This window comes from Phenylobacterium sp. (assembly GCF_030697925.1).
Lineage (GTDB): Bacteria > Pseudomonadota > Alphaproteobacteria > Caulobacterales > Caulobacteraceae > Phenylobacterium.
Map to the genome: position 1 here is coordinate 1 of NZ_JAUYOJ010000060.1, position 22,936 is coordinate 22,936.

General features: G+C 67.7%; 22 protein-coding genes. 13 read left to right on the forward strand and 9 right to left on the reverse strand.

The features are described from left to right. The 6 genes from Q8Q88_RS05745 to Q8Q88_RS05770 all read right to left on the reverse strand — a co-directional run. A partial coding sequence (locus tag Q8Q88_RS05745) for an acyl-CoA dehydrogenase family protein (RefSeq protein ID WP_305674244.1) occupies positions 1-267 on the reverse strand: 267 nt, incomplete at its 3' end. An 11-nt stretch (positions 268-278) separates the two neighbouring features. Next, positions 279-1,175, reverse strand: coding sequence for an SDR family NAD(P)-dependent oxidoreductase (locus Q8Q88_RS05750; protein WP_305674245.1), 897 nt, complete (start codon positions 1,173-1,175; stop codon positions 279-281). Between the two features lie 36 nt (positions 1,176-1,211). Further along, entirely contained in the window at positions 1,212-2,003 is a 792-nt protein-coding gene (gene paaG / locus Q8Q88_RS05755) for a 2-(1,2-epoxy-1,2-dihydrophenyl)acetyl-CoA isomerase PaaG (RefSeq protein WP_305674246.1), read from the reverse strand. A gap of 20 nt (positions 2,004-2,023) precedes the next feature. Next, on the reverse strand, positions 2,024-2,548 hold the full coding sequence (locus Q8Q88_RS05760) for a MaoC family dehydratase (protein ID WP_305674247.1): 525 nt from the start codon (positions 2,546-2,548) through the stop codon (positions 2,024-2,026). A gap of 1 nt (position 2,549) precedes the next feature. After that, on the reverse strand, positions 2,550-3,332 hold the full coding sequence (locus Q8Q88_RS05765) for a CoA ester lyase (RefSeq protein WP_305674248.1): 783 nt from the start codon (positions 3,330-3,332) through the stop codon (positions 2,550-2,552). 99 nt (positions 3,333-3,431) lie between these two features. After that, positions 3,432-4,352 carry a LysR family transcriptional regulator gene (locus tag Q8Q88_RS05770; protein ID WP_305674249.1) on the reverse strand — a complete coding sequence of 307 codons (921 nt, stop codon included), beginning with the start codon at positions 4,350-4,352 and terminating at the stop codon, positions 3,432-3,434. Between the two features lie 145 nt (positions 4,353-4,497). Between Q8Q88_RS05770 and Q8Q88_RS05775 the strand changes: the two genes are divergently transcribed. Both Q8Q88_RS05775 and Q8Q88_RS05780 read left to right on the forward strand, forming a co-directional pair. Beyond that, the gene (locus Q8Q88_RS05775; protein ID WP_305674250.1) at positions 4,498-5,661 is read left to right on the forward strand and encodes an acyl-CoA dehydrogenase family protein; all 1,164 of its coding nucleotides are present in this window, start codon (positions 4,498-4,500) and stop codon (positions 5,659-5,661) included. After that, positions 5,662-5,820, forward strand: a complete 159-nt coding sequence (locus Q8Q88_RS05780) for a CoA transferase (RefSeq protein ID WP_305674251.1) — start codon at positions 5,662-5,664, stop codon at positions 5,818-5,820. It abuts the gene before it with no gap. A 573-nt stretch (positions 5,821-6,393) separates the two neighbouring features. Here Q8Q88_RS05780 and Q8Q88_RS05785 read toward each other — a convergent pair. Continuing rightward, positions 6,394-7,311, reverse strand: coding sequence for a HEPN domain-containing protein (locus Q8Q88_RS05785; protein WP_305674252.1), 918 nt, complete (start codon positions 7,309-7,311; stop codon positions 6,394-6,396). Positions 7,312-7,699: 388 nt separating this feature from the next. Between Q8Q88_RS05785 and Q8Q88_RS05790 the strand changes: the two genes are divergently transcribed. Further along, complete coding sequence (locus Q8Q88_RS05790) at positions 7,700-8,926, forward strand: ATP-binding protein (RefSeq protein WP_305674253.1); 1,227 nt, start codon at positions 7,700-7,702, stop codon at positions 8,924-8,926. A 110-nt stretch (positions 8,927-9,036) separates the two neighbouring features. Here Q8Q88_RS05790 and Q8Q88_RS05795 read toward each other — a convergent pair whose 3' ends face one another. After that, a complete protein-coding gene (locus tag Q8Q88_RS05795) occupies positions 9,037-9,837 on the reverse strand; it encodes a CoA ester lyase (RefSeq protein WP_305674254.1) in 801 nt (266 codons plus the stop codon). Continuing rightward, the gene (locus tag Q8Q88_RS05800) at positions 9,834-10,988 is read right to left on the reverse strand and encodes a CaiB/BaiF CoA-transferase family protein (RefSeq protein ID WP_305674255.1); all 1,155 of its coding nucleotides are present in this window, start codon (positions 10,986-10,988) and stop codon (positions 9,834-9,836) included. The genes Q8Q88_RS05795 and Q8Q88_RS05800 overlap by 4 nt, the downstream gene beginning before the upstream one ends. A gap of 149 nt (positions 10,989-11,137) precedes the next feature. On the opposite strand from Q8Q88_RS05800, the gene Q8Q88_RS05805 reads away from it, so the two are divergent. The 10 genes from Q8Q88_RS05805 to Q8Q88_RS05850 all read left to right on the forward strand — a co-directional run bounded on the left by Q8Q88_RS05805 (position 11,138) and on the right by Q8Q88_RS05850 (position 22,878). Then, positions 11,138-12,091, forward strand: coding sequence for a LysR family transcriptional regulator (locus tag Q8Q88_RS05805; protein ID WP_305674256.1), 954 nt, complete (start codon positions 11,138-11,140; stop codon positions 12,089-12,091). 170 nt (positions 12,092-12,261) lie between these two features. Next, positions 12,262-13,434 carry an FAD-binding oxidoreductase gene (locus Q8Q88_RS05810; protein WP_305674257.1) on the forward strand — a complete coding sequence of 391 codons (1,173 nt, stop codon included), beginning with the start codon at positions 12,262-12,264 and terminating at the stop codon, positions 13,432-13,434. A gap of 43 nt (positions 13,435-13,477) precedes the next feature. Then, a complete protein-coding gene (locus tag Q8Q88_RS05815; RefSeq protein ID WP_305674258.1) occupies positions 13,478-13,891 on the forward strand; it encodes a RidA family protein in 414 nt (137 codons plus the stop codon). Beyond that, on the forward strand, positions 13,878-15,233 hold the full coding sequence (locus Q8Q88_RS05820) for an FAD-binding oxidoreductase (protein WP_305674259.1): 1,356 nt from the start codon (positions 13,878-13,880) through the stop codon (positions 15,231-15,233). Before Q8Q88_RS05815 ends, Q8Q88_RS05820 begins: the two co-directional genes overlap by 14 nt. Before the next feature lie 14 nt (positions 15,234-15,247). Then, complete coding sequence (locus tag Q8Q88_RS05825) at positions 15,248-16,759, forward strand: aldehyde dehydrogenase (RefSeq protein WP_305674260.1); 1,512 nt, start codon at positions 15,248-15,250, stop codon at positions 16,757-16,759. Positions 16,760-16,798: 39 nt separating this feature from the next. Beyond that, entirely contained in the window at positions 16,799-17,707 is a 909-nt protein-coding gene (locus Q8Q88_RS05830; RefSeq protein ID WP_305674261.1) for a LysR substrate-binding domain-containing protein, read from the forward strand. Between the two features lie 9 nt (positions 17,708-17,716). After that, a complete protein-coding gene (locus tag Q8Q88_RS05835; protein ID WP_305674262.1) occupies positions 17,717-19,324 on the forward strand; it encodes an ABC transporter substrate-binding protein in 1,608 nt (535 codons plus the stop codon). Next, positions 19,321-20,265 (forward strand): ABC transporter permease, encoded by a 945-nt coding sequence (locus tag Q8Q88_RS05840; RefSeq protein WP_305674263.1) that lies wholly within the window; start codon positions 19,321-19,323, stop codon positions 20,263-20,265. Before Q8Q88_RS05835 ends, Q8Q88_RS05840 begins: the two co-directional genes overlap by 4 nt. Beyond that, positions 20,258-21,094, forward strand: a complete 837-nt coding sequence (locus Q8Q88_RS05845; RefSeq protein ID WP_305674264.1) for an ABC transporter permease — start codon at positions 20,258-20,260, stop codon at positions 21,092-21,094. Before Q8Q88_RS05840 ends, Q8Q88_RS05845 begins: the two co-directional genes overlap by 8 nt. Next, positions 21,091-22,878, forward strand: coding sequence for an ABC transporter ATP-binding protein (locus Q8Q88_RS05850; RefSeq protein ID WP_305674265.1), 1,788 nt, complete (start codon positions 21,091-21,093; stop codon positions 22,876-22,878). The genes Q8Q88_RS05845 and Q8Q88_RS05850 overlap by 4 nt, the downstream gene beginning before the upstream one ends. The last annotated feature ends 58 nt before the right edge of the window (positions 22,879-22,936 follow it).

Below are 22,936 nucleotides of genomic sequence, written 5' to 3' on the forward strand. Positions count from 1 at the left end.
CGAGCGGAACGCCGGCATCGCGTAGCTGATCGCATGGATCGTTCGCGCGTACTGGCTGATGTTCATCCCGGCGCCGCCGAACGCCTCCGGCGCGGTGAGCGCGAAGAGACCCATGTCCCGCATTTCTGCGAGGATATCGGCCGGCACCTCCTCGGAGTTGATGACCTCGCGCTCGGCCGAGATGAGCCGCTCGCGCACATATCGGCGCAGCTGGTCGAGAAACTGTTCGAAGGCGCTGTCGTCCATGCCGCTGGCGTTCAAACTCATGGTAGCGCTCCTCAAACCGGGTCGTAGGGGAAGACGCTCGCCGAGGCGCCGAGGTCGGTGAATCGCGGCTGCAGGGCCGGCAGGCCTGCACTCAGGAGGCTTTCGGGCGTCCAACCGTCGCAGCGCGCAACCGAGCCCACCGGGCGAGGTTGGCTGAAGAGGATGACCTCGTTGCCGCGTACGGCGAAGATCTGGCCGGTGACAGCGGCCGCGGCGTCGGCGGCCAGCGCCACCGCCAGCTGCGCGACCTGCTCGGCGCGCATGCCGGTGCGCATGCGCTCCACCCGTTGGGCCGACTGCTCATCGGTCACGGGAATGGAGGCGATCATCCGTGTCCAAGCAAACGGGGCGATCACGTTGGAGCGAACGCCTTTGGCGGCGCCTTCCATGGCGAGGATCCGGGACAGCCCAACGACGCCCATCTTAGCGGCGGCATAGTTGGCTTGGCCGATGTTGCCGATGAGGCCGGAGGTGGACGTGAAGTGGACGAAAGAGCCGCGTCCCTGACCCCGGAACAGCTCGACGGCCGCACGGCTGACGTTGAAGGCGCCACGCAGGTGCACATCGATGACGGCGTCCCAGTCGCGCTCGCTCATTTTGTGGAACATGCCATCGCGGAGGATGCCGGCTGGGTTGATCACCGCGTCGATGCGGCCGAATGCGCCCACCGCCTGCTCGATCATGGCCTGGACGGCAGCGTAGCTCGAGACGCTCTCCGAGTTGGAGATCGCCTCGCCACCGGCGGCGCGGATCTCCTGCGCTACCGTCTCGGCAGGCCCCGCCGAGCCTTCATCCTTGCCGGAGACACCGGCCCCCAGGTCGTTGACCATGACCTTGGCGCCCTCGAGGCCGGCAAGCAGGGCGCACTCGCGCCCGATCCCGTTGCCGCCACCGGTGACCAGCACCACCTTTCCGTCCAGAACACCCATCTTCAGTTTTCCTCCTCAGCGCCCGGTGAAGACTGGGCTGCGCTTCTCTGCGAAGGCGCGGACGCCTTCGGCGTAGTCGTCGCTGAAGCCGAGCTGCTTTTGCAGGTCGCGCTCCAGGTCCAGTTGCTGGTCGAAGGTAGCGTTGCTACTGGCCCGGATGGCGCGTTTCACCGCGGCCAGAGCGAGCGGCGGCAAGGCCGCCAGGCGGGCGACGAGCGCCTCCACCTCTTCCACGAACCGCTCGTCGTCGACGGCCTTCCAGATCAGTCCCCAGTCCGCGGCGGTCTCGGCCGACAGCGGTTCGCCGGTGAGGGCCAAGCCCATGGCGCGGGCCTGCCCGGCGAGCCGCGGCAACGTCCAGCTCCCGCCGGCGTCGGGTGCGAGGCCGATCGAAACGAAGGACTGGATGAAGCGCGCGCTCTTGGCGGCGATCACCATGTCGCAGACCAGCGCAATATTGGCCCCAGCGCCGGCGGCCACGCCGTTGACGGCGCAGACCACCGGCGCCGACAGCCGCGAAAGGCGGCGGACTAGTGGGCCCCACCGGCGCTCGAGACCTTCCGACAGGTCGGGCGGCGGATCGTCCGGGGCGCGCTTGCGTTCGCCGAGGTCCTGGCCGGCGCAGAAGCCGCGGCCTTCACCGGTGAGGAGAAGGACCCGCACGCCTGGATCCGCTTCCACCTCGTCGAGCGCCTCGCGGATCTCGGCATGCATTTGCAGGGTGAAGGCGTTCAGCCGGTCGGGGCGGTTGAGGCGTAGGCGCGCCACTCCGTCCGTCTGCTCGAAGATGATCGTCTCGAATGCCACGGCGCGGCTCCTTCGCGGGCTCAGTAGCGGCTGCCCGGCTTGTCTTCGATGGCGTGGCCGCGGGCGGGGATGAGCATGGACCGGCGGAAGGTGCATATGACCTCGTCGCGCTGGTTGCGGCCCGTCGTCCTGATCGTGACGATGCCCTGTCCAGGACGCGACTTCGACTCCCGCTTCTCCAGCACCTCGCTCTCGGCATAGAGCGTGTCGCCGGCGAAGACCGGCGCCGTGAAGCGCACCTCATCCATGCCCAGGTTGGCGATGGTCTTCTGGCTGACGTCGGACACGCTCATCCCGATCAGCAGCGAGAGCGTGTAGGGACTGACAACGAGATTGCGCCCGAACTCAGTGAGCTTGCCGTACTCGGCGTCGAAGTGGAGGGGGTGGGTGTTGAGCGTCAGCAGGGTGAAAAGGTGGTTGTCGGACTCGAGGACCGTCTTCCCGGGCCGATGCTCGTAGACGTCGCCGAGCTTGAACTCCTCGAAGTACCGGCCGAACGACTCGCGGTACCTTCCAGGCGCGATTTGCTTCCAGCTCTGCACCATCTCAGTCTCCACCTCGGGCCAGCACGCGCCGGGCGGCGAGCGCCACCGGCAATTCGATCAGCTTGCCGTCGAGCTGCGCCGCCCCGCCTGCGGCGCTCTCGAACGCGGCGATCACCCTGGCCGCCTGCTGCACTTCGATGGCGGAGGGCGTGTAGGCGACATTGACGGCGGCCACCTGGTCAGGGTGGATGCAGGCTCGACCGGTGAATCCCAGCGCCTTGGCGCGGCGGCTCCGCGGCTCCAGGCTGGATAGGTCGCCGAGGTTGCCCGAGGGGGCGTCCAACAGTTCTACATGAACCCGCGCGCAGGCGGCGGCGAGGAGGCTGCGCACGAAAAGCAGCGGCTCCCACTCCCGCGCGCAACCCACCTCGGCGGCATAGTCGAATGCGCCGAAGAGGACCCCTTGCACCTTGGGCGCGGCGGCGATCTCCCAGCAGCGCATCACACCTTCCGGCGTCTCAATGAGCGGCCAGAGGGCGGTGTCGGGCGCGGCCTTGGAGACAAGCTCGAGGTCATCGACATGGCCGGTTTTCGGGACCATCACGAAGTCAGCCTGGGCGCCAATCTCGACGTCCGCGGACCACCACGGGGTTCCCAGAGCGTTGATCCGCACGCCGACGGCGGGCCCGCCACGGCGCGGCGCGTTCAAGAAGTCGCGGACCGCGGCGCGAGCCTGACCCTTGGCGTCGGGCGGGACAGCATCCTCGAGATCCAGGCACACGGCGTCGGCGCCGGCGGCCAGGGCCCGCGCGAAGCGATCGGGCCGGCTGGCTGGAGCAAACAACAGGGATCGAAAGTTCGGCATGTCGCGGAAGACTTATCGGCAATGGCGCCGAGACGTCCAAGACCTAGAGGGAGCGCCTCTCATGCCGAGGCGGCATGCCTAACCGAGCGTGCCCAAGGGACGCCACCCCACCTTTGGGCCGAGGTCACGCACCAGGGCCCGAACTTCGAACTCGACCGCCGTGACGGCGGCGGACGGTTGACGGTCGACCGGGCGAACGAGAAGAAGTGTGCGGGTCAGCTTGGGAGCCAGCGGCCATGTTTGGAGCCTCCCTGCGGCCAGCTCACTGGCGACGCTCGATTGGGGTAGCACCGTGAACCCCATCCCTTGAGACACCATGGCGATAATGGCCGGAAGCGAGTCGACCTCTACGATATCGGCCTCGTGGAGAATTTCCGCTGACAGGCCGGCGTCCACAATCAGCCGCAGGCGATTTGGTCTGGCCGGCAGGATCAGAGGGCTTTGGGCCATCACGCGCACGCTGGGGCCGGGCGGGATCAAGACGTCGCTTGGCCCGACCAGGACGAGATCTTCGTCGAGCAGCGGCGAGGTGGCGAGCGGGCCGACAGCGCGATCGTCGTAAAGCGCCGCCAGGTCAAGTTCGCCTGCGATCGTTCGGGCGTGCAGAACCGCGCTGAAGCCGTCGACGAGGCGAGGCCGCAGCTTCGGATACTTCTCGCGCAGCACGGCGGCGAGGGCCGGCAGCAGAACGGTCGCAAGCGAGGTCGGTACGCCCAGGACGACCCGGCCGGTGGGATTTGCCGCTAGCGCGTTCACGGCGTCGCGTGCGCCGTCTGCTTCGGCGAGCACGCGCCGAGCTCTCGCCAGGAAGGCCTCGCCCGCCGAGGTGAGGCTGACGCCTCGGGCGTGGCGCAGCAGCAAGGCCGTCCCAAGTTCGGTCTCCAGATGGCGCAGTTGTCGCGAAAGCGCCGGCTGTGCGATCCGGATCACGGCCGCAGCCTTTGACAGGCTTTGAAGCTCTGCGATGCGAATGAAATTGGCCAGTTGGACGAGTGTCATGCCGAGGAAGCATAACTCATCTCGCGCGCGTGACCCGTAATGTTCCTAACTGGCCATAACGGTTCGGCATAGGAACAGCGTCCAGACGGCTTTGGACGAAGCGCTCCGGCAGGGCTAGAGGCGTTGCCACGGAAGGAGTCCGTCCATGGCCTATGATGCTGAGTTGAATTTCCCTGAAATCCGCGAGGCTGTGCGCAGGCTGTGCGCGCAGTTCCCGGGCGAATATTGGCGCACGCTCGACCGCGAGCGGACCTATCCGACCCAGTTCGTCTCGGCGCTGACCGAGGCCGGCTTCCTCTCGGTCCTGATCCCGGAGGAATACGGCGGCTCGGGCCTGGGCCTGTCGGCGGCCACGGCGGTCCTGGAGGAAATCCACCGCTCGGGCTGCAACGGCGGCGCCTGCCACGCCCAGATGTACACCATGGGCACGGTGCTGAAGCACGGCAGCCAGGCCCAGAAGGAGGCTTATCTCCCGAAGGTCGCCACCGGCGAGTTGCGGCTGCAGGCCTTCGGCGTCACCGAGCCCGGGGCCGGCACCGACACCACCCGCATCTCGACCTCCGCCAGGCGGGACGGCGACAAGTACGTCGTCCGCGGCCAAAAGATTTGGATCAGTCGGGCCGAGCATTCCGACCTCATGGTCCTGCTGGTGCGCACCACGCCGCGCGAGCAGGCCGCGCGATCCTCCGACGGGATGAGCGTGCTGCTGGTCGACCTGCGCGCGGCGGTGGGCAATGGCCTGACCATCCGTCCGGTGCGCACCATGCTCAACCACGCCACCACCGAGCTGTTCTTCGACGACCTGGAGGTGCCGGCCGAGAACCTGGTCGGCGAGGAGGGCAAGGGCTTCCGCTACATCCTGGACGGCATGAACGCCGAGCGGATCCTGATCGCCGCCGAATGCATCGGCGACGGCAGGTTCTTCATCGATCGGGCCAGCGCCTACGCCAAGGAGCGCCAGGTGTTCGGCCGCGCCATCGGCCAGAACCAGGGCGTCCAGTTCCCCATCGCCCGCGCCCACGTCCAGGTCAGCGCCGCCGAACTGATGGTGCAGAAGGCCGCGGCCATGTTCGAGGCCGGCCAGCCCTGCGGCACGGAGGCCAACATGGCGAAAATGCTGGCCAGCGAGGCCAGTTGGTTCGCCGCCGACACCTGCCTGCAGACCCATGGCGGCTTCGGCTTCGCCGAGGAATACGACATCGAGCGGAAGTTCCGCGAGACCCGCCTCTACCAGGTGGCCCCGATCTCCACGAACCTGATCCTCAGCCACGTGGGCACCCACGTGCTGGGCATGCCCAAGAGCTTCTGAATGTACGATCTGCTGAAGGGCCTGCGGGTCGTGGAGGGTTCGGCCTTCGTGGCGGGGCCGACCTGCGGTCTCTACCTGGCCCAGCTCGGCGCCGAGGTGATCCGCTTCGACAATATCGGCGGCGGCCCGGACTTCCGGCGCTGGCCGCTGACCGGCTAGCGGCCGCCCGTAGCCACCGGCCTATTTTGGGCCCACAAGGCCCCCGCCCGCAATCATGGGAACATGATCGGATAGCTGTCCGCCGCGGGATTCAGGTACTCCGGGTTCATCGCAACCCCGACAGCCACTGACAACAGCACGGCGACAAGCAGCGTGACCAGCATGGCCGTCCAGACGTCCTCCCTGCGCGGATTCGGCAGGTGAGGGAGGTGGAGATGGGGACGGTTAAGGCTTGGCATTTTCATAATTCAGCCTCGCTTCGCAGATCGCCTTGCGCAGCGGCCGGTTCGGGTCCGTCGGGCCCGATCATCGCCGTTGCTGGCGACGCTTTTGATGTAGGAAGACATGCTCGAGCTTCAAGAGGGCGCCGAGGGCCTGGCCAACATCCGCGATGGATCTGAGAGCAGTCGGCAAAATGGGGCCGTGAGCGGACCGGTTGCGGAGTCCGCTTTTCGCCATTGAGCCATGGTCTGGAAATGGCGCCAAGCAGATGTTCGAGTCCTATTGGCCCGCAGGAGTCGAACATCTGACCTGCGGTAGTCGCGGAGGTTATCCATGGGCCCGGCGCAGCCTTCAGTTGATCTCAGTCCGAAGCTCCGCCAAGCGCTGCTCGCAAGCAACCCTCACCAGCCCCTGCAGAACCTCGATCCGCTGCTGTAGCCAGGAAAGCTCCTGAGCGGTGATCTTGAAGTGGGGCGAGTAACGCGCGTCGACATATGCCCGGCGCAGGAGCTCGAATGCGCGCTGCGCTGACTTCGTGTCACGGGGCCATGCCGTGATAAGTCGCGGATTCAATCGTTCGGCTTGGGAGCGCAGAAAATTCAGCCGATGGGACTTCGGGCTGTAGAGCGTCTGGACCAGTAGAAAGCCGTGATAGAGGCGTTCTGTGGCTTGGTGGAGTGCAAACGCCGCCTCCTTAGGGCCGCCATCATCGATGTAGAATTTCGCCGAACGCCTGAACCTGTCCGCACTCTCCAACCACTCGTCAAAGTGCCCCTGCGCCTCCGCCAGTAACTCGTCGGACGTTAGAGGTTTTGACTTGGAGAACTCGTGACCTTCCGCCTCGTAGAGCGCGATCCCGTCCCGCAGAATATCGATGAAGAACGGCCGGCCACGGCCGAGCTGGCGGTTCACGTCGCCGAGGCTGTGGACGATGAAGTTGGCTGGCGCGGTCAGCTCCTTGCTGATCAGGAACGCCCGCATGAGGGTGTCTTCGGCTGTACCCCAGTATTCCACGACGTCGGTGAGATCATCATGGCTTACCACCACCAGCAGGTCGTAGTCGGATGCGTAGCCGCTCTTCTTGTCCTCGACCCAGTCGCCGCGGGCGTAGGAGCCGAACAGCACGATCTTGAGGATGCGGCCCTGCTTGAGGTGCTGGTGGCTGCGGTTGCGGGTCTTGGCCTCGAACTCCTCGAACAGGACCTGCACGACGCGCTCAAGTTCGCGTCGTTTCGACTCCGGCAGGTGGTCGAGGTCGGTTCGCATCATGCGTGTGTCGCCTGCGTCGGTTTGGGTTGCAAGGCGCAGCTGGGGCCGGGGTGAGGGTGGCGTTTAGAGCTGGGCGTCATGACGTGCCGGAACCTTGGTCTTGGGAGCTTCGAGTTCGGATAGGCCTCCTGGGGCCCGTCGGAGTTGATCCTCGGATCTTGAAGTTCCAACGCGCCGTTCTGGACCCTGATTTGAATTGTGATGTGTGGGCTAGTGATGCGAGCGATCGAGGCTCGTTTCACGACGGTTTTTTCCGATGACTTATTTGGAGATCTTTCCAGTTGGCCGAATTCATGTTCTCGATTGGACGATAGCAAAATCACTTTTGGACGCTAGCTAATTCGTAAATTGGACGTCATATAAGCTGGCTGAAAACAGCGGCTGGAAAATGCACCCTCGATTTGTCGAAACTCGAATTCGCAATGCGCTGAAAGACACGCCCGTCGTTGCGCTGAACGGGCCTCGTCAGTCGGGGAAGACGACCCTCGCAAAGTTCGTGGCTGGCGAGGGTCGATCCTATTTCACGCTCGATGACGCCACAGTCTTGGAAGCCGCGCGATCTGATCCGGCCGGCTTCGTCCGTGGGCTCGACACGGCGATCATCGACGAGGTGCAGCGCGCGCCCGACCTGATGCTGGCGCTCAAGCGCTCCGTCGACGAGGACCGCCGGCCCGGCCGCTTCCTGATCACCGGTTCGGCGAACCTCATGACCATGAAGGCCGCGCGGGAATCCCTGGCCGGGCGGATGGAGGTGATTTCCCTCCTTCCACTTGCCCAGGCCGAGGTGCTTGAGCAAGGCGAGCCGACCTTCCTGACGCGGGCCTTCGCTGGAAGGCTCCCGGCGTCGGCCAAACCCGTGCTCGCCGCCGATCTCGTCGCCCTGGTGCTGTCGGGCGGATATCCGGAGGTATTGTCCCGCGACACTGCAGGGCGTCGGCGCGCCTGGTGCCGGTCCTATATCGACGCCATCGCTGGGCGGGACGTTCGCGACATTTCCACCATCGAGAAGTCTAACGAGATCCCCAACCTGATCCGGGTGGCGGCGCATCATTCGGCGCAGCTGCTCAACATCACGACGATCGGCAATGATCTCCGCCTCGCCCGCAAAACGGTCGAGAGCTATCTCGACGTGCTGGAGCAGCTCTTCCTGGTTCGCCGCCTCGAGCCTTGGCGCCGCAACGACCTCAGTCGCCTGATCAAGACGCCTAAGCTCCACTTCATGGATAGTGCTCTGCTCGCAGCCGCCAGCGGCGTGACGGAGGAACGGATCGCTGTGGACCGCGGGCTCTTCGGGCCGATCCTCGAAACCTTCGTCTTCGCCGAGCTGCAGAGGCTGGCCTCTTGGTCCGACGAGCGCCTGCGCTTCTCTCATTATCGCGACAAGGACCAGCTTGAGGTCGATGTCGTCGTCGAGAGTGAGGACGGTGGGATGGTGGGCATTGAAGTGAAGTCGTCTGCGACGGTCCTCAACACGGACTTTCGGGCCCTGAGACGTCTGTCGGATATCGCGGGCAAGGCCTTTCGGGCGGGCGTGGTGCTCTACGACGGCGACCAGACCGTCAGCTTCGGCGACAATCTCTATGCAGCGCCGATCTCAAGCCTATGGGCGTCCTGACTGCGGTCGACGGGCGGCGCTACGCAGCTGCAAGCTTCGGATGCGGTGGAGGTTTGGGGGTGCGCCCGATCAACTTCTCAGCGTCGGCGAGTAGGTCCTGCCTGACGGCGCTACGACGGTTCGTCGAGCGCCGCGGCGCGCCTCAACACTTGCTCCGCCCTGAGTCGCACCGGAGGATCGACCATCTCACCGGCGATCTTGCCGACGGCGTCATTGGTGCTGACGATGCGGCGCGCCCAGGCGATGTCATCGGCCGACGGGGCGAAGCCCTCGCGGACGAACGCCACCTGCCTGGGGTGGATGCACAGCTTGCCGCCGAAGCCCAGGTCCACGGCGTGGCACGCGTCATGTCGCGCCAAGGCGCCGTCGTCCAAGGCGAGGGTGACGCCATCGAGGGGCGGGGCTATCCCCGCCAGGCGGGAGGCCAGCACGATCTCGCAGCGGGCCGCGAGCAGCGCCGTCTGGGTGTGCGCGCAGCCCAGGTCGGCGCAGTAGTCGATCGAACCGAACGCCAGGCGCTCGACCTGGGGGTGGCGCGCTATTTCGCGGGCGGAAGCCAGGCCGGCGGCGCTCTCGATCAAGGCCACGACCCGCAGGCCGGATGGAAGGCGCGCGAAGCCGTCCGCCTCCGCCTTCGGCAGGATGACCCCGGCGAAGGCGTTGGCCTGGACCGCCGCCAGATCGAGGTCGCGCCAGGGTGTCTGCGCGCCGTTGATCCGGACATAGACGGGCAGGGAGGTGAACGCGGCGGTGAGGCTGGCGCGGGCGAGGTCCTTGCGGTCCGGCGAGACCGCGTCTTCCAGGTCGATGATGATCGCGTCGGCTCCCGATCGGGCGGCCTTGGCGAAGCGCTCGGGGCGATCGCCCGGCACGAACAGGGGCGAGATCGGGACGGGTCTGGCCTGGCTCACCGATCGCCCCTTCCGGGAGCGGGTTCAACGGCGCGTCCGAGCAGTTCCCGTTGATGTTCGCCGAGCCGTGGAACGCGACCATAGCGCCGTGGCGCGCCCGACGACGACACGCCCGGCGCGGGCATGGCGACGGGCCCGCCGGCCGTCCCGACTTCAATTCTTCGCAGGAGCGCATGCTCGGAGAGCGCGGCCATGTCGTTGAGCTCGGCGAAGGCGATGTCAGCCTGGGCAAGGGCCTCCAGCAGCTCCAGCCTGCTCCTGGCGACGAACGCCCTGGACACCAGGCTGTCCGTCTCGGCTCGGTTGCGGACCCGATCGAGGTTGGTGGCGAAGCGCGGGTCGCCGCCCAGGCCGGGATCGCCCAGGACCCCGCTCGCGAGGCTTCGCCATTCACGGTCGCTCTGGATCGAGATGATGATCTGGCGGTCGTCGGCCGAGGTGAAGACGCCGTAGGGGGCGATCGAGGGATGGGCCAGACCCAGCCGCTCGGGCGTCCGCCCGCCCTCCGCATGGAGGAGGGGGACCGTCAGCCACTCGGCCATCACCTGGAACATCGACACCTGTATGTCGGCGCCCTCGCCGGTCTCGCGCTGGGCGACGAGGGCCTCGAGGATGGCGGCGTGGGCCGATGCGCCGGTGGCGATGTCGACCACCGATATCCCGACCCGCGCCGGCGCCTCGGGACCGCCGGTGATCGACGAAAGCCCCGACTCGGCTTGGATCAGCAGGTCGTAGGCCTTGCGCGACGCGCCCGCGCCGACCTCGCCGTAGCCGCTGATGGAGCAGGTGATCAGATCGCGCCGGGCGCCGCGCAGCGCGGCTATGCCCAGTCCGAGCTTGTCGAGCGCCCCGGGCTTCAGGTTGTGGAGGAAGACGTCGGCCCGCGCGACCAGCCCCTTGAGCGCCGCCTGGCCGTCGTCGGCCTGCAGGTCGATGACGACGGACTTCTTGCCGCGGTTGAGCCACACGAAGTAGCTGCTCTGGCCATGGGCGACGTCGTCGTACCCGCGCGCGAAGTCGCCTTCCGGCCGCTCGATCTTGATGACCTCCGCGCCGGCGTCGGCCAGGCGCGCGCTGCAGAAAGGCGCGGCGACCGCCTGTTCGACCGCCACGACGACGAGCCCTTCAAGGGGCGCCTTGGGGTTGGCCATACCCGAATCTCCTGGCGGCGTCGAACGCGCGGCGATGGCGCGCCGGCGCCGAAGACCGCCAGCTAGGCGCTCCCGACCTATTCATTCAAAGACATGTTTCCTATGGCAGGTATAAGTTGGACCGCCGGTCAGGGAGCCTTGGCAATTCCATGGATGTGCGCCAGCTCAGATACTTCCTCGCCATCGTCGAGGCCGGTTCCCTTTCGAAGGCGGCGGGCCAGGTCGGCGTGGCGCAGCCCGCCCTGAGCCAGCACGTCCGGCATCTGGAAGCCGAACTGGGCGTGACGCTGCTCAACCGAAACGCCCGCGGCGTGACGCCGACCGACGCGGGTGAGCGGCTCTGCCGCGAGGCCCGGGCGATCCTCAACCAGCTTGCGGACCTGCCCCAGCAGGTGATGGGCGCCGTCACCAATCCCATCGGCGAGGTCCGGATCGGCATGTCGGGGACGGTGAGCGAGCTGGTGGGCGTCCCGCTGATAGAAGCCGCCCGCGATCGCTATCCGGGGATCCGGATACGGCTGGTGGAGGCCATGAGCGGCCACGTTCTCGACTGGTTGCGGCGTGGCGAGGTGGATGTGGCGCTGGTCTATGCGACCAGCGATCCCAAGGGCCTTGAGATCACCCACCTGCTGACGGAAGACCTTTGCCTGTTCGGCCGGCCGGGCGGCCAGCTCGACGCGCCGAAGGGAACCGTCGTCGACATGAGGGACGTCGTTGGACTTCAGCTCATCACGCCTGGCCCGACCCACGGGCTCCGGAGGGTTCTGGACGACGCCGCGGCGGTGGTCGGGGTTCCATTGCAGCCGGCCTTCGAGGTCGATTCCTACGGCAACATAAAGCGGCTGGCGCGATCCGGGATCGCCTACGCGGTCCTCACGCCGACCGCGATCGCCCGGGAGGTGGGCGAGGGCGTGTTCGAGTCCTGGCGCATCGGCCCGAAGCTCCTTCGTCGCAACATCTACCTGGCCCACTCCAGCGAGCGGCCGTTTTCCGCCGCGTCGGGCGTGGTGTCCGATCTGGCGCGGGAGGTTATCCGTCGGCTGGTGTCCGACGGCGTCTGGCTCGCCGACCTGGCCGGCGACGAGCAGGCTGGGCGGTCCTAACCTCCACCTGGGCCGCCTGGAGCCGCGACGTCGCCGCCTCGAGCGGGTCCTCCGGGCCCCAAGATTTTCGCCGCGCGGCCTTCTACTTATTGAAATCGACATCCCAGATGGCGTCTGGCCCTATTGCCGTGAGGACCGAAAAGGTCAGCAAGCGGCGAGCAGGGCGCAGTATGAAGGCGGACGTTGTCATTATTGGCGGGGGATTTGCCGGGATTTCGGCAGCATTCTTCCTGTCAAAGCATGTCTCCGTAGTTCTGCTGGAACGTGAGTCTTCACTCGGGACCCAGAGTTCAGCCAGAAGCGCCGAGCAGTTCACCGTCGGCATTTCGGCGAATACGATGCGGCCGCTGGGCCAGGCCAGTCGAGCCTTCCTCGAAAACCCGCCGCCCGGCTTCACCGATCAGGGTCTGCTGTCGCCGCGCGGCTGCCTCACGGTCGGCCGCGCTGAGCAGGTCGACCGGCTCCAGACCCTCCACGACCGGATCGCCGGGGTCGGCGCGGGCGTTCGAATGGTCTCCCGCGGCGAAGCGCTCGACCTGTTTCCGGCCTTGCTTCCGGACGGCGTCGACATCGGGGTCTATGAGCCCGGAGCCGCCGACATCGACGCCGACGCCCTGCTGCAGGGCTATGTTCGAGGCGCCAAGGCGCAGGGCGCGCAGTTCGTGACGGCCGCCGCCGTCCTGGCCATTCGCAAGGTGGGCGCCGCCTGGTCGCTGGAGACCACCGCGGGTCCCGTCGAGGCCTCGATGATCCTGAACGCGGCCGGCGCCTGGGTCGACGAGGTCGCCGCGCTGGCGAGCCTTCGTCCCCTCGGCCTTCGTCCCATGCGGCGCACGGCCTTCACCTTCGCCGCTCCGGTCGATGCCGACACCTCGCATTGGCCCTTCGTGAGCAACGTCGACTACAAATGGTACCTGAAGCCGGAAACCGGCCGCTTCATGGGAAGCCTCGCTGAAGAGGTGCTGACGCCGCCGGGCGACGTCTATCCCGACGACATGGACGTCGCCCAGGCGATCCACAACATCGAGCAGGAAACCTCCCTCCAGGTCGGCCGCCCGCTCAGCAAGTGGGCGGGGCTGCGGAACTTCGTGGCCGACCGAAACCCGGTGCTGGGCGCACGCTCCGACGCCGAGGGCTTCTTCTGGCTCGCCGGACATGGCGGCTGCGGGGTGTTGTCCTCGCCCGCCATGGGCCAGGCCGCCGCCGCGATCCTGCTGGATCGGGAGCTGCCCGAGGCCCTGCGGGAATTCGGTGTTTCGCCGGCGGACCTCTCGCCTGACCGTCCAGCCCTCACCACGCCCGCTCGTCCGACCGCGGCGAGCGCCCAGACCACCCAAGCCTGAGGCGCGCCCGCGCCCGGATCGTAGAGTCCAAGAGAGTCAACCAATGCAAGCCGACACGAAGGCCGCTCCGGGCCGCAAGCTGATCTCGTCCGGGAGCGAGTTCGAGGCCATCTACAACTACAGCCGCGCCGTGGTGGTGGGGAACCAGGTCATGGTGTCCGGGACCACGGGCTACGACTACGCCACCGGCGAATTGCCGGTGGGCGCCGCGGCCCAGGCCGAGAAGCTGTTCGGCAACCTCGAGGCCGCGCTCGTCAAGGCGGGCGGGTCTCTCGCCGATACCGTTCGTGTACGGATTTATATCTCGAGCCCGGACGCCTATGAGGACGTCATGCAGGCCTATGCCCGCGCGTTCGCCGGGGTGAGCCCGGCCTGCACGACCGTGGAAGCCAAGCTCTTCGACCCCGCCATCTTCGTCGAGATTGACCTGGACGCCATACTCAATGCGCGGGCTTAGCCTCTATCCGCACAGCCCGGACGATGTGATCGAGCGTATCGGTCAGCGGCCCCACGCCGTGCCGAAATCGGCGGATGTCGTGATCATCGGCGGCGGGATCGTGGGCGCCGCCTCGGCCTATTACCTGGCCGCTCGGGGGCTCAGCGTCGTACTGGTCGAGAAGGACCGGATCGCGTCCCACCAGTCGGGGCGCAACTGGGGCTTCGTGCGGACCCAGTACCGCGACCCGGCCGAGCTGCCCCTGGCGGTGAAGGCCCTGTCGCTTTGGCCGAACCTGGAATCGACCCTCGGCTTTCCCGTCGGCTGGCGCCGCAGCGGCTGCATCTTCGTCGCCAAGGACCAGGAAGAGCTGGCGGCGTTCGATGGCTGGCTCGAAGCGGCCGATGGCGTGGTCCCCGACGCCCGCATGATGACCGGGTCGGACGTCGCCGACCTCATGCCGGTGTTCAGGGCGCATGCGCCAGGCGCTCTCTATACGCCATCGGACGGACAGGCCGAGCCGAGCCTGGCGACCATGGCCTTCGCCTGGGCCGCCGAAGCGCGGGGCGCTCAGATCCTCGAGGACTGCGGGGCCACCGCCATCGAGACGGCGAACGGCCGGATCGAGGGGGTGACGACAGAACACGGCTTCATCCAAGCGCGGGTCGTGGTCTGCGCCGCAGGAGCCGCCTCCCACCGGTTCCTGCGCGGGGTCGGTTTGATGTTGCCCCAGCAGGTGGTGCGCAATACCGTCTCGCTCACCGCGCCGATGCAGCCGCTCAGCCAGGCCTGTTTCTGCGGCTTCGGCGTGGGTCTTCGCCAGCGGGGCGACGGCTCGTGCATCCTGGCGGCGGAATCAACCTCCGACATCGACGTCACGCTCGACCTGATGCGAGCCTCGCGCTTCTTCCTGCCGAGCTTCGTGACCCATAGAAAAGCCTTCGCCTTCAGCGTCGGCCGGCCGCTGCTCGACGATCTTCACGACCGCGTCTCGTTGAGCCCGGAAGAGCGGATCATCGAGCCGCGGCGCCAGCGTCTCCAGGTCAACCAGCGGCGGGCGGGCGAGACGGCCAGGCTGCTGCAGACCCTGTTCGGCGGCCTCGACCAGGTCGCCGTCGTCAAGTCGTGGGCCGGCGCCATCGATGTGCTTCCCGACGCCTTGCCGGTCATCGACGGCGCGACGGCCGTTCCGGGCCTGATCGTGGCGACCGGCTTCTCGGGCCACGGTTTCGGCCTGGGCCCGGCCGTGGGCCAGGCCGTGGCCGACCTCGCCACCGGCGCGGCGCCGGACGTCGACCTCTCGCCGTTCCGCCTTGATCGCTTCGCGCGCGGCGACTACCGCCGCCCCCATGCGCCCCTCTGAAACAGGCGCCCGCCATGACCGAACGCAACACAGCCCACTACCAGGAGATCGCCGGCCGTCTCTCGCCGTCGTCCAAGGCCTTCATCGATGGCCGCTTCGTCGCCGCGCGAGGCGGCGCGACCTTCGAGACCTGCAACCCCGCCACCGGTGAGGTCATCGCCGCGGTGGCGCATTGCCAGGCCGAGGACGTGGACATCGCCACGGCCAGCGCACGCCGGGTCTTCGCCGACGGCGCCTGGTCGCGGGCCGCGCCCGAGGCGCGCAAGCTCGTCCTGCTGCGTCTCGCCGATCTCGTTCGTGCGAACGCCGAAGACCTGGCGGTCCTCGAAAGCCTCGAGAGTGGCAAGCCGATCCGCGACTGCCTGCGCGAAATCGGCGAGGAGGTGCCCAACACCTTCCAGTGGTACGCCGAGCTCATCGACAAGACCTTCGGCAAGGTGGCCGCCACCGGCGAGGCGGCCCTGGCGATGATCGTGCGCGAGCCGGCGGGCGTGGCCGGCCTGGTCCTACCGTGGAACTTCCCGCTGCTGATGGCGGCCTGGAAGCTGGCGCCGGCGTTGGCGAGCGGCTGTTCCACCGTCGTCAAGCCCGCCGAGCAGACCTCGCTCACCGCCCTGCGCCTCGCCGAACTGGCCAGCGAGGCAGGCCTGCCCGACGGCGTCCTGAACGTCCTGCCCGGGATGGGCGAGACCGCCGGCCAGGCGATCGGCCGCCATCCCGACATCGACCTGGTGTCCTTCACCGGCTCGACGGAGGTCGGGGCCCATTTCCTCCGCTACGCCAGCGAAAGCAATCTGAAGCCGGTGGGCCTCGAAATGGGCGGGAAGAGCCCGTTCATCGTGCTCGACGACGCCGAGATCTCCGACGACCTGGTGGAGAACGCGGTCACCTCGGCCTTCTGGAACGGCGGCCAGAACTGCTCGGCCAATATGCGCCAGATCGTGGCGATGAAGGTCCGGGACGAGTTCCTCGACCGGGTGGTCAAGCGGACCGCACAGCTGCGGATCGGCGATCCGCTGGATCCTGAAACCGACATGGGCCCCATGGTTTCCGATGAGCAGCGAAACCGGGTCACGGGCTATCTGGAATCCGGCCGCGCCCAGGGCGCGCGCACCGCGCTCTCGCTGGCCGAGGCCCATGGCCGCGCGTCCGGCAGCTTCCTGGGACCGACGGTGTTCGACGACGTCACGCCGCAGATGACCATCGCCCGGGAGGAGATATTCGGCCCCGTGCTGGGCGTCATCCCGGTCGGGTCCGTCGAGCAGGCCCTGCAGACGGCGAACGATACCGTCTATGGTCTCCACGCGACCATCTACACCCGTGACCTCGACAAGGCGCTATTCATGGCCAGGCGCCTGGCGTGCGGAACCGTCTCCGTCAATGGATTCACCGAGGGCGACCTGAAGACGCCCTTCGGGGGCTACAAGCGGTCCGGCTCCTTTGCGCGCGACAAGGGCGTCGAAGCCATGGACCAGTATCTCCAGACCAAGACCATTTGGATCACCACCCATGCGCGCTGGAGCTGAATTGATCATCTCCGTCACCGACCACAGGAGGGCGTGACCATGGCCCGCCGTCTTCCATCCCTGAACGCCCTGCGCTGCTTCGAGACCGTGGCGGCCCAACTGAGCATCAAGAAGGCCGCCGCGGCGCTGCACATCAGCGAAAGCGCGGTCAGCCGCCAGGTGCGCATACTGGAGGACCAGCTGGGGCTGGTGCTGTTCCGCCGCAGCCACAGCGGCCTGGAGATCACCGAGGCGGGCAAGGCGCTGGCGGCCAGCACGGGGGGCGCGTTCGACCAGATCGCGCGCACCATCGACTCCTTCCAGCGCGACCAGGATACGGTCCAGATCAAGGTGCTCCCCACCCTGGCCCTGCGCTGGCTCTATCCCCGGCTCAGGCGTTTCCAGGCCCAGAATCCGCTGATCCAGGTCGTCGTCCATACCCGCTGGCACGACATGATCTCCGGCGACGGCGAAGCCGAGCTCGGCATCCGTTACGGCCTGGGCAACTGGGCGCGGGACTGCGTCACCGAGCTCTATCCCGAGTGGCTCGCGCCGGTCTGCGCGCCCGACTACGTGTCCGGCCGCAAGCTGGAGACAGCCGAGGACTTCGATCGCTGCACCCTGCTGCATCCGCAGCCCAACCATGACGACTGGCGGGTGTGGTGCGCCGGCTGGGGCGGCGGCGACTTCAACACCGACGGCGGCCTTGATTTCGACGTGCTCGACATGGCCTTGCGCGCGGCGGAAGCAGGCTTCGGCCTGGCCATCAGCGACGTGGTCCTCGCGCAGGACACCATCGAGGCCGGGCAACTGGTCGCGCCGATCGATCGCGCGGTCCCGAGCGGGGTCTCGTACTTCCTGGTGCGCCCGCCGGACCTGAGCGAACGCCGCCAGGTGAGACTGCTCCACGAGTGGATCTGCGACGAGATGAGCGACTCGCGCAAGATCATCGATTCCTATCGTCATTGAGTTGTGGCGATGACCGAAGCTGGCAAGCGCAACTTGCGCCTCATCCTTGGCATGGGAGGCCTCGCGGCGATCTTCGTCGCGATCTTCCTGGTCGGCGACCGGCGGCAAGAGCCGGAGGCGGCGCGCGCCTTCCAGATCCCGCTCAGCTCGGACATCCGCAGCACCAGCCCCGGCGTGAACCGTGACGCCAATACCGACACGGTGATGATGCACGTCTTCGAGGGCCTGGTGGCCTATCGCGAGGACGGAACACCGGGCCTCCTGCTGGCCGACTCGATCGACGTTTCGCCGGACGGCAAGCGATACGAGTTCCGCCTGCGCCGGGGGGTCAGGTTCCACAACGGCGAGCCGATGACGGCGCGCGACGTCGTCTGGTCATGGCGACGTTACCTCGACCCCAAGACGGGCTGGTCCTGCCTTTCGGCCTTTGACGGCTCGCGGGGCGCGAAGATCCAGGCGGTCGAGGCGCTGGATACGGAGCGGGTGGTCTTCACCCTCAGTCAGCCGCAGCCGCTGTTGCTGACCCAGATGGCCGACATCCAGTGCGGCGGCTCGGCGATCATCCACGCCGCGTCGCTGAACCCGGACGACAGCTGGCGATGGCCGGTGGCGACCGGGCCCTACCGGCTGACCTCCTGGAAACGCGGGCGCCACATCGATCTGGAGGCGTTTGCCCAGTACAGCAGCCGGCCGGGTCCGAGGGACGGCAATACGGGCGGCAAGGTCGCCCATGAGCCACGTCTGCGCTGGCTGATCATCCGCGACGCGGCGTCGCGCCTGGCGGCGCTCAGCAAGGGGCAGGTCGACGTCATGCCCGAACTGCCCGCGCCGGAAATGCTCCAGGTGCGCCAGCTGAAAGACGTGACCATCGTCGTCAAGCCGATGCTGGGAGCCTATGGCCTCCTGGTCCAGGACCATGACCCGTTGCTGGCCGATCCGCGGGTCCGGCAGGCGATCGCGCTCAGCATCGACAGGCGAGCGGTCGCGGGCCTGGTCACGGCCGACGTGGCCGGCGCCAACCCCTCGATGGTTCCGACGGCGAGTCCCTACCACACGGCCGCCCACGACATGGGCGCCGTCCACGATGTGGAACGGGCGCGGCGGCTCCTGGCTCAGGCCGGCTATCGCGGCCAGCCCATCATCCTGACGACCAACCGCCGCTACCCGGCGATGTTCAACCAGGCCCTGGTCGTCCAGGCCATGGCGCGGGGGTCCGGCCTCAACATCAAACTCGAGGTCGTCGAATGGGCGACCCAGATGGACCGGTGGCGGAGCGGGCGGTTCCAGCTCATGTCGTTCGGCTTCTCGGCCCGCGCCGACCCGTCGCTGAACTACGAGTCGATCCTCGGCGACCGCGTCGCCAACAAGAGCAAGGTCTGGGACAATCCGGCCGCGCTGGCCTTGGCGGCCGATGGGCTTCGCACATCGGATCCGAAGGCGCGGCAGGCGATCTTCGACCAGCTTCAGGTGCTGATGATCCAGGACGCCCCCTTCATCGCGCTCTTCAGTCCGCCGGACGTGAACGCGGTCCATCGCAGCGTCACCGGCTTCAGTTCGTGGCCCTTTGGGCGCGCCCGGTTCTGGGGCGTCCGGCGGTCGGCGGGAGCTCCGAAATGACCCGATACGTCATCACCCGGATCATGCTCGCCATACCCACCCTGCTCCTGGCGCTGGCCGCCATCTTCTTCCTGGTGAGGCTGATCCCCGGCGATCCGGCCCAGCTGATGCTGGGCGACGTCGACGATCCCGCGGCGCTGGCGCGCATCCGCCAGGAGCTGGCGCTCGACCAACCTCTGCCGGTCCAGTTCGGCCACTGGCTGCTGCAGCTTCTGCGCGGCGATCTTGGCCAGTCGATCACCCTCGACAGCCCAGTGTCGGAACTCCTGCTGCCATCCTTCGCCGTCACGGCGTCACTGGTCGTCCCCGCCGTTGTCGTGGCGGCGCTGATCGCCATTCCGGCCGGCGTCGTGGCGGGCTGGAAGCAGAACACCCGCCTGGACGTGGGCGTGATGACCCTGGCGACCCTGGCCCTGTCCATCCCGAGCTTCTGGCTGGGCCTGATGTTCCTGCTGGTGTTCGGGGTCTATCTGAACCTGTTGCCGGTCGTGGGCTACGTGTCGCCGCTGGAGGACTTCTGGCAGGGCCTGAGCTATCTCGTGCTGCCGGTGATGTCCCTGGCTCTGATCGAGGCCGGCGTCCTGATCCGCCTGGTCCGGGCCAGCGCCATCGAGGTCCTGGGCCTGGACTACATCGCCCATGCGCGGGCCAAGGGGCTGACCGAGGCCGCGGTCATCGTGCGCCACGTCCTTCCCAACGCGATGGCGCCCACCTGGACGATGATCGGGCTCACGCTCGGGGGCCTGCTCGGCGGCGCGGTGGTGACCGAGACCGTCTTCTCCCTGCCTGGGCTCGGACGGCTGATGGTCGAGAGCGTCTTCGCCCGCGACTATCCCGTGATCCAGGGCTGCATGGTCATCGTCACCGTCGCCTATGTGAGCGTCAACCTGCTCACCGAGATCACCTATCCGATCTTCAGCCCGGGAGCTCGCGATGCGTGAGGGCCGCTGGATGACCATCACCCGCCAGCCCAATGCGATCGCCGGCGGCGTTCTGATCCTCGTCATGCTTTGCGGGGCGATCTTGGGCGCGGTGCACACGCCATACGATCCGATCGCCGTGGACTTCTTCCATCGCCTGAAGCCGCCGACCCCCGAACATTGGCTGGGCACCGACGAATGGGGACGAGATGTCCTCAGCCGCCTGCTCGCCGGCGCCGTCGTCAGCGTCGGGATCGCCGGTGTGACCGCCTTGATCGCCACCTCACTGGGCGCCCTGATCGGCGCCACGGCGGGCTTCCTGGGCGGCTGGTTCGACAAGGCCGTGATCGCGCTCATGGACGCCCTGCTGGCGTTCCCGGCCCTGATCATGGCCTTGGCCCTGGTGGCGATCTTCAGCTCGAGCGCCTTCACGCCGATCATCGCGCTTAGCGTGGCCTATCTGCCCTCGGTGGTGCGCGTGGTGCGCGCCTCGGTCCTGGTCCTGCGGCGGAGCGATTTCGTCGACGCCTCGACAGTCATGGGCAATAGCCGCGCCATCACCCTCCTGCGCCATATCCTGCCCAATACCGTCGCACCGGTGATCGTCCTGGCCACCTCGCTCTTCGGCTGGGCGCTGCTGGCCGAGTCGGCCCTGTCGTTCCTTGGACTGGGCACGCCGCCGCCGGCGTCCAGCTGGGGCGGCATGCTGTCGGACAGCCGCAACTATTTCGCCGATGCGCCCTGGCTGGCCGTCGCGCCGGGCCTGGCGCTCTCGCTGGCGCTGCTGGGGGTCAACCTGTTCGGCGACGCGCTTCGCGACCTGCTGGACCCGCGGATGCAGAAGCCATGACCGACGCCATCTCCTCCATACGCCCCGTGCTCGCCGTCGACCGCCTCTCGATCGCGGTCGGGGCCAAGCGACAGCGCCGGGTGGTCGACGAGGTCAGTTTCTCGATGGGTTCGGGTGAGATCGTGGGGCTCGTGGGCGAGTCCGGCAGCGGCAAGACGATGATCGGTCGCGCCCTGCTGCGGCTGCTGCCGCCCGCCGCCGCGGTCGTCGACGGCCAGGTGACCTTCGACGGCGTCCAACTTTCCTCGCTGAACGACGCGCAGATGCGCGGGCTGCGGGGACGCCGCATCGGCGCGGTGTTCCAGGAGCCCATGGCCTCCCTGAACCCGGCGATCACCGTCGGCGCGCAGATCACCGAAGGTCTCATCCTGCACGACGGACTGACGCCCGCCGACGCCCGCCGCCAAGCCCTCAGGATGCTGGAAAAGGTCAAGATCGCCGACCCCGACGATATCTTCCAGGCCTACCCCCATCAGTGTTCCGGGGGCATGCGTCAGCGCATCATGCTGGCCTCGGTGCTGGCCCTGCGGCCCGCCCTGCTGATCGCCGACGAGCCGACGACCGCCCTGGACGCCCTGATCCGCAAAGAGGTCATGGACCTCATGGCGGCGCTCGCCAGCGAGATCGGGACAGCGGTGCTGTTGATCAGCCACGACCTGGCCATGGTCGCGCAATATGCGGACAAGGTCGTGGTGCTGCGCGGCGGACGGGTCGTCGAGCAGGGACCCACCAGCGATATCCTGCTCCGGCCGCAGGCCGAATACACCCGCGCGCTCATCGCCGCCCTGCCGGCGCGGGATACGGCGGCTGCCGGCGCGCCACCGGCCAAGGCGGCGCTCGTGGAGATCGAGAACCTCTGCGTCGACTTCAAACGCCGGGGCCTGGGTTTCGGCCGGGCCGCGCGCCGCGTCCGGGCGGTCGAGGACGCGACCCTCGACATCCGCAGAGGCGAGGTCCTGGCGGTGGTCGGCGAGTCCGGTTCGGGCAAGACGACCATCGGCCGGGCCCTGCTGCGCCTATGTGGGACCGCGGCCGGCGCCATGCGCTTCGCCGGGTCCGACGTGGGCGAGCTCCAGGGGCGGGCCCTGGCGGACTATCGAGGCCGGACCCAGATGGTGTTCCAGGATCCGTTCTCCTCGCTGGATCCGCGCATGAAGCTCGGCGAACTGGTCGCCGAGCCCCTGCGGCGCACCGGCGTGAGCCGGGACGAGCGGCAGGCCCGCGCGCGCCAGGTGCTGGAGGAGGTCGGTCTCGCCGGCGACTATGCGGAGCGCTATCCGCACGAACTCTCCGGAGGCCAGCGCCAGCGGGTCTGCATTGCGCGGGCCGTCATCAGCCGCCCGGAGTTCATCGTCGCCGACGAGCCCGTCTCGGCCCTCGACGTCACCGTGCAGCATCAGGTCCTGGGCTTGCTGGCTCAGCTCCAGCGGACCTACGGTTTCTCCTACCTCTTCATCTCGCATGACCTGGGCGTGGTGGAGCAGATCGCCGATCGCGTCGTGGTCATGTACCGCGGACGGATCCTCGAGCTGGGCTCCCGGGACGCCATCTATGATCGCCCCCAGCACCCCTACACTCAGCGCCTCCTGGAGGCGACGCCGAGGATCGTCCGGCGAGCGGCCGGCGGATTTGAACTCACCCTGCCGCGTCCCACCCGGATAGACCCCCCGGCCGGATACGCGTTCTTCAATCACGGGAGCATGCCAGGCGCCGCCCTCAGCCAGGGCGAGCCTGTCATGGTGGAAATCGCGGCGGGACATTCGGTCTGCTGCATGGCGCGCTAGGCGTTTTTGCTGGCCGGCGTTCGACTTATTGAAATCGACATCCCGCCCCGCCCGGGTC